Source organism: Bradyrhizobium sp. in8p8 (assembly GCF_000426845.1).
Taxonomy (GTDB): Bacteria; Pseudomonadota; Alphaproteobacteria; order Rhizobiales; family Xanthobacteraceae; genus Bradyrhizobium; species Bradyrhizobium japonicum_C.
In genome coordinates this window covers 46165-54330 of sequence record NZ_AUGD01000027.1, presented here as the reverse complement: position 1 = coordinate 54330, position 8166 = coordinate 46165, and the positions used below count along the sequence as shown (strand labels likewise).

The window sequence follows — 8166 nt, the reverse complement described above, 5'->3', positions numbered from 1 at the left end:
TGAACCGCCCCGGGTTTGCCGGAGGCTCCAACTCCTGAGAGGATGGAGCCATGACAAGCAAGACGACGAACAAATTTTCGCCTGAGGTCCGGGACCGTGCGGTTCGGATGGTTCTGGATCACGCCGGCGAGCACCCTTCGCGCTGGGCGGCAGTGACATCGATTGCGGCCAAGATCGGCTGCACACCGCAGACGCTTCATGACTGGGTCAAGAAGGCCGAGATCGACAGCGGGCAGCGGACCGGCGTTCCGACTGAGATGGCCGAGAAGCTGAAGGCCCTGGAACGGGAAAACCGTGAGCTTCGGCAGGCCAACGAGATCCTGCGCAAGGCGAGCGCTTATTTTGCGATGGCGGAGCTCGACCGCCGGTCCAAGCCATGATCGCCTTCATTGACGATCATCGTGGGGCGCATGGGGTCGAGCCGATCTGCAAGGTCTTGCCGATCGCCCCCTCGACCTACCACGCCCACGTGGCCAAACGGCGCGATCCGGCCAAGCGGTCGGCGCGCGCCAGGCAGGACGCCGCGCTGAAGATCGAGGTTCGGCGCGTCTTCAATCAGAACTTCTCCGTCTACGGCGTGCGCAAGGTCTGGCGCCAGCTCAAGCGCGAAGGCTTCGATGTTGCCCGTTGCACGGTGTCGCGGCTGATGCGGGACATGGGTTTGCAAGGGGTCATCCGCGGCAAATCCGTCAAGACCACGATCAGCGACAAGGCGGCGCCATGCCCGCTGGATCACGTCAACCGCCAGTTCAAGGCGCCACGGCCGAACGTCCTTTGGCTCTCCGACTTCACCTATGTCGCAACCTGGACCGGCTTCGTCTACGTCGCCTTCGTCATCGATGCCTATGCTCGAAGGATCGTGGGCTGGCGGGCTTCGCGCACAGCGCATGCAGGCTTCGTGCTCGATGCGCTGGAGCAGGCCCTACATGATCGACGGCCGGTCCATCGTGGCGGGCTCGTGCACCACAGCGACAGGGGCAGCCAATACGTATCGATAAAATACACCGAACGCCTGGCTGAAGCCGGCGTCGAGCCTTCTGTCGGCAGTGTCGGAGATTCCTACGACAACGCTCTCGCCGAAACCATCAACGGTCTCTACAAGGCCGAGGTGATCCATCGGCGCGGACCATGGCGCAGCTTCGAGGCCGTCGAGTTCGCCACCCTCGAATGGGTCGATTGGTTCAACAACCGACGGCTCCTGGAGCCCATCGGAAACATCCCGCCGGCCGAAGCCGAGCAACGCTACTACGCCATGCTGGAACAATCGGCCATGGCGGCATAACTTAAACCAAATGGCCTCCGGCAAACCGGGGGCGGTTCACCCGCCCCGGATGGGGTACGGCCTACGACCCGCATCTAGCAAGATGGCGGCGCCTGCCCCGCGGACTCAAAAAAAACGATATGCGGCAAATTGCTCTAACCTGACGTCTCAATGTCATCAAAGCATTGGAACGCGCGTGCGACGCCTCCCGCACCTTCAACAGGAATGGGAGTTAACTTTTATGTTTCGTAAAGTAGTCGCACTTTCCATAGCAGGATTTTTGGCCCACGCGGCCCCTGCGGCAGCGGACGTGATCAGCAATCCGGCCAACACTTACAGCTTCGGCTCGTTGTCAGGATCATTGACAGGCGGCCAGCAAACGCAGTTTGTGGGAGAGACATTTGCCGCCCCTCTCACCGGCTCTCTGACGGACTTCAAATTCACGCTCAACAGTTCGAACCTCGCTTCGCTGTACGCGGCGGTCTACGCGTGGGATGGCTCCAAACCGACTGCGCTGCTTTGGCAAAGTCCCGTGGTGGCGGGGACTGCCGGCGTTCTCGTCTTCTCGCCGGTGGGCGCCAACGTCACGCAAGGCCAGACCTATGTTGCGTTTCTCAGCACTTACGGCATCGCAAACAATAGCGGCTCGGCTACTGTTGGATCGTGCTTGAACTTCGGGGGTTGCACCGCCAACTCCATTCCCCATCTCGGTACTTTGGTGTGGAGCAATATCTATCCCGACTCGGTGCCCCTTCCCGGGCTAGGTCAGACACAGACGCCTTGGAATACGGCCCTCAATGATTTTTCTGATCTGACTTTCTCGGCGACGTTCACCAGCGCGGTCCCCGAGCCCTCGACCTGGGCGATGTTCATCCTGGGCTTCGCTGGTGTTGGCCTCCTCGCCTATCGCACTAAGCAGCTGAGCGCGGTGAGCGCGTCTTAATTTTCCACCGAACGTCCCATGATGTGCAGGAGACCGCCTTCCAGGCGATCTCTCTGCATAGGGGCTGCGCTACATTTGAATATGCCAGGCAATATTTACTGATATTTAACAAATTCATTGACCCAACTTCGAATCCGGGTTTATTCGGAACTAAGGTAATAAGACCTGCTTTGCATTTTTGAGAGCTGGAGGTTTCATGAAGGTTTTTCGGATTTGGGGATTGGCAGCGACGCTTGCGCTTGGCCTGAGCGCGACGAGCGCCGACGCTGCAACCTTCACCGGCATGACGACGGGTTGCTTTGGATCCGGCTGCACGGCAAAGGATCACACGCTTTCGTTCAAAGGCACCAATTTTGATGTCGATGCGGATACCCCGACGGATCTCGGCACCTTCACCTTGAAGAATACCGGCCTCTTTAACCCTCACGCCTTTCTGGGGGACGCCTTCAACTTGACAGTCTCGCTGAGCTCCCCGATCACCACGGGTGTGGACTTTTCGGCGACCGTATCAGGCTTCATCACCGCGATCGGTGGCCTCGTTTACATTGATTTCCAGCCCCAGAGCCTGAGCTTCGGGGGAAATCAGTATACGCTGACCCTTCAGGACGTTCTGCTCGGGACGACCGTTTTTGACCCGAAAGACGTCGACCCCCTGCGGGGCACGTTTGCAATCAACTCCGCCGTCCCCGAGCCCTCGACTTGGGCTATGATGATGCTGGGTTTCGCTGGTCTCGGCTTTCTGGCCTACCGTCGCAAGCAGGCGCCTGCCGTCACCGCGCGCGCTTAGCACGACATCATCACGTTGCGTCAAGAGCTGCACCTCCGGTGCGGCCCTTCTCTATGCCAGATCGAACTTGGTCGTAGGTCGCTGGTGTATCGACCGAGGCACGTGTCTGACCGTGGACGTCACACCTGCAAGGAGGCGTTTGCGCTTGATGCCGCCTCGCTGCGGCGAAATCAAACGCGCGGCGCCGCTCCAAAGTCAGCGGGACGCGGCGCGCTAGTAATTGTGCAGCTACATGACAGGGTGGGCAAGCTTTGCCGCCTGTCCTGGCAGCCAAAACTATCGGGACGCGGCAGCGACCTTAGTTTCGCAACGCCGGCGAACGATTACTCGTTCTCCATCCCCTCGAAACAGCGAAGCACAAGGCGACAAGCCCAATCGCGGTGTTGAGCAGGAGACTTCCGGAAGCCGTATAGCAGTTGAGGCACGTGCCGACGATATCCATCGCAACCTCCGTGGCGCCGATCGCGGCGCAATACATCCAATGCCAAACGAGAAAGGCCGCCATGCTGGCGGCCTTCCATGCAATCTTGTTCTAGGCGGCAATCAAGCCAGACGGAACGAAGTGCCGCCAGCCTTGCTGCTCTTGCGATAGCCGAGGAAGCCGAGGCCGAGGAAGCCCAGGATCATCATGGCCCAAGTGGTCGGCTCGGGGACCGCAGTCACAGTGAAGTTCGCGACTTCGAAGGCATTGGTGTTGCCAGACGCGAAAATGGCGCTGGTGATGTATTCCCCACCGCTCGCCGCGAACTGAACATACTGAGCGAAGTTCTGATCACCGTTAACCGGGTTAACGTTCGCGGAAGCCGCTGTATAGTTGTAGGTACCCAGGTTGGTATTGATCGTCAGGGCATTGTAGCTATCGGGCGATCCCCACAGAAAGCTCAAATAGCTGAGCGGATTGATAAAGGTCAGCGTTGCATTGCCATTGTTGCTGGGGCCAGCAGCGAGAAAATTGCCTACAGTGCCCGGCGCCGGCATTGCCGCGAACCCGGGATGTGTCGTGTTATAGACAGCGCCTCCCGACTGGGTCGCAACGCCGGTAATACCGCTGTTATCAAGGTTGAGAGCCAAGATTGGCAAGCTTCCGTTGTTTCCGACCGACTGCACGAGGGCGGCGTTTGCAGCGGACGGAAGAGAAGCAAAGAGCGCTAGCGCGGCGACGCTAGCTCCTAGACTAGAGATTTTGTTCAATTTGACCTCCTCAAAATTACACGACGGCAATGGTCTTTTAACTCTGAATAAAAGGACGAGTCAATGAGAAAGGCATTTTAAATAAATTAAATTTGCAGTTGGCGGGCGTACACTTGCAGTATTCTATAGAGGTGCGGGCAGGGCAAACGACGAGCTGGTTCCGATCAGGAGCGGCTCAAGGTTAAGAACTCCCTTAGGCAGTCAGTCGCGAATTGCGAGCCCGACCGGCCAGAAAGCCGACGCCCAAGAAGCCCAGGATCATCATGGCCCAGGTCGAGGGCTCGGGCACGGCGGCGACCGATACATTGTCCAGCAAGTTGCCGACATTCGCGTTGCCGCCGGACAGATCCGTAAACATCAGCTTGCCGCCGCTGGTGGTAAACCAGAACGAATAAGTGTTCAGCGGATCAGCCGGATCGAGAGTGATCGATTGCGACGAACCACCCAAGGAGAATGAGATCGTCGTGGTGTGCTGGGCCGGATCGACGTCGCCGACACCGCCCTGACTACCCGCCAGCTGAAAGGTCAGGACGTAGGTACCGGCCGCGAAATCCATCTTGGTGGTCAGCTGTCCCGGCTGCCCGGTCGAACCGTTGAGATCGACATAGTTTCCGTTGCCGACAGGCAGCAAGGCATACGGTCCGCCATCACCGATAACGTCGACCGAGCCTGAGGTCACCGTCCAATTGGCGAACACCGTCTGGTTGAGAGACTGCGTTGTCGTGGCGTTGAAATTGTCTTCAAAAACCACTGTCGCCGCCTGAGACGCCTGCGAGCAAGCAAGCGCGGAAAAAACGAGGCAACCAAACAACATCCGGTTCACGAGACATCTCCATTATCGAATTGGCAACAATGACGGGGGAGGCACAACAAGGCGTATAAAGGTAGCCAGCATGGATCTAAGCACTGACCTAGCGATCAATCAACGATCTTGGTGCCGGCACTAGCGTCAAGCACCTCGTCCAACTTTAGCTGGAAGCTTCGGTAAGCTCGCAGCGGATCTCGGGAGACCGACGAAGCGTCCGTCCGAAAACCCCAAGGCCAAGGAAACCAAGGAGCATCATGGCCCAGGTTGAAGGCTCTGGTACCGCACCAACGGCTGCGAAATTGAGAGTCCCCGGTACCCCTGGGCAATAGAGATTGTCCGGGCATTCCAAGCCAGCCTCAGAAGCTGGAGTGTTTGGACCGTCAGGCAACCACAGGGTCAGGAATGGCCCAGGATTGTAGTAGAGACCGCCGTAATTGCCTGAGCCGAACGAGAACAATACGCCATTGAACGTGAATGCTCCCGAGAGGAACAAGTTATCGTAAGAGAAGTACCGATAATCATCGGTCGCATCCGGATAGAAGTTGTTCACGGCCAAACTGTAATCCGCCGGCACGAGACCGGTAATCGCTTGAGTTACGCCCCCCGAAGCAACATTGCCGGTGATCGCCTGCAACTGACCATTCGAGGAATCGTAAGTGAAGTTGCCCGTGACGCCATAGGTCGAGCCAGAGTGCGAGCCGCTAAAAGTGAAGCTTTGCGTCAGAAGCGCCGCGCGCGCTTGCGTCACCGAAAGAACGGCGCCAGCCATCGCAATTCCGAGAAGTATTCTGATTTTCACTGTTTCGCCCCTCGTCGAAGTTGATACGGAATCACTGCGCCCCCGGCACGACGCAACTATCGCGAAAGCAACCTCTCGCGAGTCAAACTTCACTGCTATCGGGGGCACGAAATCGAACGCAACTGATTCGTTGCCGAGCATCATATCAGAATCGAAGTGGTTGCGCGCTCCTCCGCAACCGCCAATCAGCTACCTCGCCAAGCGATCAGCCCGTCAAGATGCAGATCTAAGCCTGTTCATGCTCGCGCATACTGTCGCAGCGAACCGATTCTGGCTGTCGTCGGTGGTCTCCGAGACCTGCACCTTGACCAGCTCGGCCAAGGTTGTTGCAACGGACGCCGCCTCGGCACTCATCGCTCCCATCGGATCCGAGTTGCAGTTGGCGACATCGTCAGCGGCATTGAGAGCCGCAAGCAGCACGCACGTGATCGACTCAGGCGTTTGAATGGACATGTCCCTCTCCGGTGCCAGCGTATCCACCTAGCACCGAGTTCCCTGAGTCTTGAAGCAGAAGCAGCGCTTCTTTTCAAATTTCGGTCTTGAGTGACTTCTCTGCCGCAGAGAGAGATCTCAATTTGGCGGGCAACGCATGTCCGGCGAGGGCCTCACGCGGCGTGGGCGCCGCTCGCAGGGCGAACGACGCTTGCAGACATGAGAAGGAACAGGAATCGCGCGCCGAATCACCGTACTCGTCACGGGCGGACTATGATCGGTCGGACGCTACCGAGCTGCCGCGAAGTGCTGCCGGCGACGAAAAGCCAGCACTCCCATACCGAGGAAGCCAGCGATCATCATCAACCAAGTCGAAGGCTCAGGTACCGCCGCCAGAAACTCGACCTCGCTCAACATGATCCAAGGTTCGAGCTTCGGGTCCCATGCATTCTCCAGGAAACCACTCAGAGGATCATTGAACTCATTGGTGTTCGGATCCCGATATTGTTGCTCGTAGTCATAGCCATCCTGCAACAAAGGGCCACGGAACAGCTGAAGCGCAAAAAGCTCACTCGACGAGATCGCCTGGTTCAAGGTGATCGTGATCAATGCCGTGCTCGAGCTATACGGATTGTCTCCGGTGTATGGTGAGATGACTTGGGTGTATTGAGAGGGGTCGAGCAGCATCGAGCCGATGGTGAGCGCTACGTTTCCGGGAGCTCCGACCAGGCCTCCAGAGCCATCCGCAGCGACGTACAGATTGATCTGACTGACCATCGAGCCGCTCGCCAGATGGAAGACGATCGTCGGATCCTGGTACTTCCATCCTACGTATTGGCTGGCTTGGCCGTTGAGGGAGCCGTAGTATGGCGACGCGGCCGTGGTCCAGCCGTTCGAAATCGTCCCGTCCGATCCACTGACCAGCGAAAAATTGTCAGTCGCTTTGACGCCGTCCGTCAACTTTCCGGTGCCGCCGGTCAGGATGTTGGTTGCGTTGGAATTGTTCGGGACCGAGTTGGGAGAACCGTTCAGGCCGGCGTTGGCAGCGGGAGTGGACTGCCCGGTCTTGGTGTAAGTGAAGTCGAAATAGTTCTGGCCGCCTGTCGGGGTCGTGTACTGGGCAGCGCCATTTCCGTTTGGCATGTCATAGCTCGTCACGGTCACGAGACCGGCCGAAGCTGCCGATGAGGCAAAAGCCGAGACGAGAAAAGCGGCGATTGAAAACGGGCGGCGTAGCATTCAAAACTCTCCGGCATCCGGGCCCCTCGAACAGGGCTCTTAAATCCATCATTAGCCTGTTTCCAACGGGCTTGTCGTTAATTTACACGACCTCAAGCATAATTTTTCCTAAAAGTCCGCATGGTAAAGTTAAGGGCTCGCCGTCCGAGCTCGCGCATTTCCGCATGCCCTTAGTTCTTCCCAGCACGATTTTGGTTCAAAGGATTGGGGACGGGGTGGAATTCATTCGAGTAGCCATCCGCGGATACGCCTTTAAACATCAGAAAACCGCGTGGGGTCACGATGATATCCCCGGGACGGAGAAGACCGTCGCTCTTGGCGATTTCGACAGCCAGCGCCTGACTCTCTTCAACGCTCGGCGGCGGACGTGTGATTCGATTGGATGCCTGGGAAAAACCTTCGGTGCTGGGGAATAAGCAGCCGACCGACAGGCAAAAGGCCACCACCATTCGTGCCAGCCATCGGCAAGCAAACCCTCCCCGGATCTCCAACGGTGAGCAGCTCATACCGGCGAGCCTACGTCGCGCTCCTCAGAGAAGGCAAAAGAAAGGCCGCCATCCGGCGGCCTTTCCAATCAGTCTTCTGACAGAAAGCTATCAAGCGATGCGCAGCGATGAACCTGCGCGACGACGATAGGCCAGGAAACCGAGACCGAGGAAGCCGAGCGTCATCATCGCCCAGGTCGCGGGCTCTGGAACAGCAGTAA

Annotated in this window: 8 protein-coding genes, 2 pseudogenes and 1 other annotated feature; of the genes and pseudogenes, 3 read left to right on the top strand and 7 right to left on the bottom strand. The window is 58.0% G+C overall.

Features of this window, described 5'->3' with window-relative positions; genetic code table 11:
- The first annotated feature begins 50 nt into the window (after window positions 1-50).
- The 3 genes and pseudogenes from K408_RS0134490 to K408_RS44465 form a co-directional block, all read left to right on the top strand.
- Window positions 51-1282 (top strand): IS3 family transposase gene (locus tag K408_RS0134490; RefSeq protein ID WP_155251402.1). Its coding sequence is split into 2 segments (ribosomal slippage): window positions 51-342 and window positions 342-1282, totalling 1233 coding nucleotides; the frame shifts between segments, so codons are not numbered across the junction.
- Window positions 335-451: a sequence feature (AL1L pseudoknot), on the top strand. Its footprint overlaps the gene before it by 117 nt.
- 220 nt (window positions 1283-1502) lie before the next feature.
- On the top strand, window positions 1503-2204 hold the full coding sequence (locus tag K408_RS0134485) for a PEP-CTERM sorting domain-containing protein (RefSeq protein WP_024343152.1): 702 nt from the start codon (window positions 1503-1505) through the stop codon (window positions 2202-2204).
- A gap of 679 nt (window positions 2205-2883) precedes the next feature.
- A pseudogene (locus K408_RS44465) lies at window positions 2884-2991 on the top strand (PEPxxWA-CTERM sorting domain-containing protein); the annotation flags it as partial.
- Window positions 2992-3534: 543 nt separating this feature from the next.
- On the opposite strand, the gene K408_RS0134470 reads toward K408_RS44465, so the two are convergent.
- The 7 genes and pseudogenes from K408_RS0134470 to K408_RS44460 all read right to left on the bottom strand — a co-directional run.
- Window positions 3535-4182, bottom strand: coding sequence for an Npun_F0296 family exosortase-dependent surface protein (locus tag K408_RS0134470; RefSeq protein ID WP_245265983.1), 648 nt, complete (start codon window positions 4180-4182; stop codon window positions 3535-3537).
- Window positions 4183-4375: 193 nt separating this feature from the next.
- Entirely contained in the window at window positions 4376-5005 is a 630-nt protein-coding gene (locus tag K408_RS0134465) for a PEP-CTERM sorting domain-containing protein (RefSeq protein WP_028146125.1), read from the bottom strand.
- 145 nt (window positions 5006-5150) lie between these two features.
- The gene (locus tag K408_RS39540) at window positions 5151-5759 is read right to left on the bottom strand and encodes a PEP-CTERM sorting domain-containing protein (RefSeq protein WP_035698822.1); all 609 of its coding nucleotides are present in this window, start codon (window positions 5757-5759) and stop codon (window positions 5151-5153) included.
- A 243-nt stretch (window positions 5760-6002) separates the two neighbouring features.
- Window positions 6003-6242 (bottom strand): hypothetical protein, encoded by a 240-nt coding sequence (locus K408_RS0134455; protein ID WP_155248786.1) that lies wholly within the window; start codon window positions 6240-6242, stop codon window positions 6003-6005.
- 267 nt (window positions 6243-6509) lie between these two features.
- Complete coding sequence (locus K408_RS0134450; RefSeq protein WP_024343146.1) at window positions 6510-7460, bottom strand: PEP-CTERM sorting domain-containing protein; 951 nt, start codon at window positions 7458-7460, stop codon at window positions 6510-6512.
- 170 nt (window positions 7461-7630) lie between these two features.
- On the bottom strand, window positions 7631-7909 hold the full coding sequence (locus tag K408_RS42430; RefSeq protein ID WP_155248785.1) for a hypothetical protein: 279 nt from the start codon (window positions 7907-7909) through the stop codon (window positions 7631-7633).
- Between the two features lie 147 nt (window positions 7910-8056).
- Window positions 8057-8164: pseudogene (locus K408_RS44460) on the bottom strand (PEP-CTERM sorting domain-containing protein); the annotation flags it as partial.
- Window positions 8165-8166 lie beyond the last annotated feature (2 nt).

Excerpts from the sequence above, each read along its gene's own strand:
- K408_RS0134485 (WP_024343152.1), top strand. The coding sequence starts at position 1,503 with ATGTTTCGTAAAGTAGTCGCACTTTCCATAGCAGGATTTTTGGCCCAC.
- K408_RS39540 (WP_035698822.1), bottom strand. The coding sequence starts at position 5,759 with ATGGCTGGCGCCGTTCTTTCGGTGACGCAAGCGCGCGCGGCGCTTCTG.
- K408_RS0134455 (WP_155248786.1), bottom strand. The coding sequence starts at position 6,242 with ATGTCCATTCAAACGCCTGAGTCGATCACGTGCGTGCTGCTTGCGGCT.
- K408_RS0134450 (WP_024343146.1), bottom strand. The coding sequence starts at position 7,460 with ATGCTACGCCGCCCGTTTTCAATCGCCGCTTTTCTCGTCTCGGCTTTT.
- K408_RS42430 (WP_155248785.1), bottom strand. The coding sequence starts at position 7,909 with ATGGTGGTGGCCTTTTGCCTGTCGGTCGGCTGCTTATTCCCCAGCACC.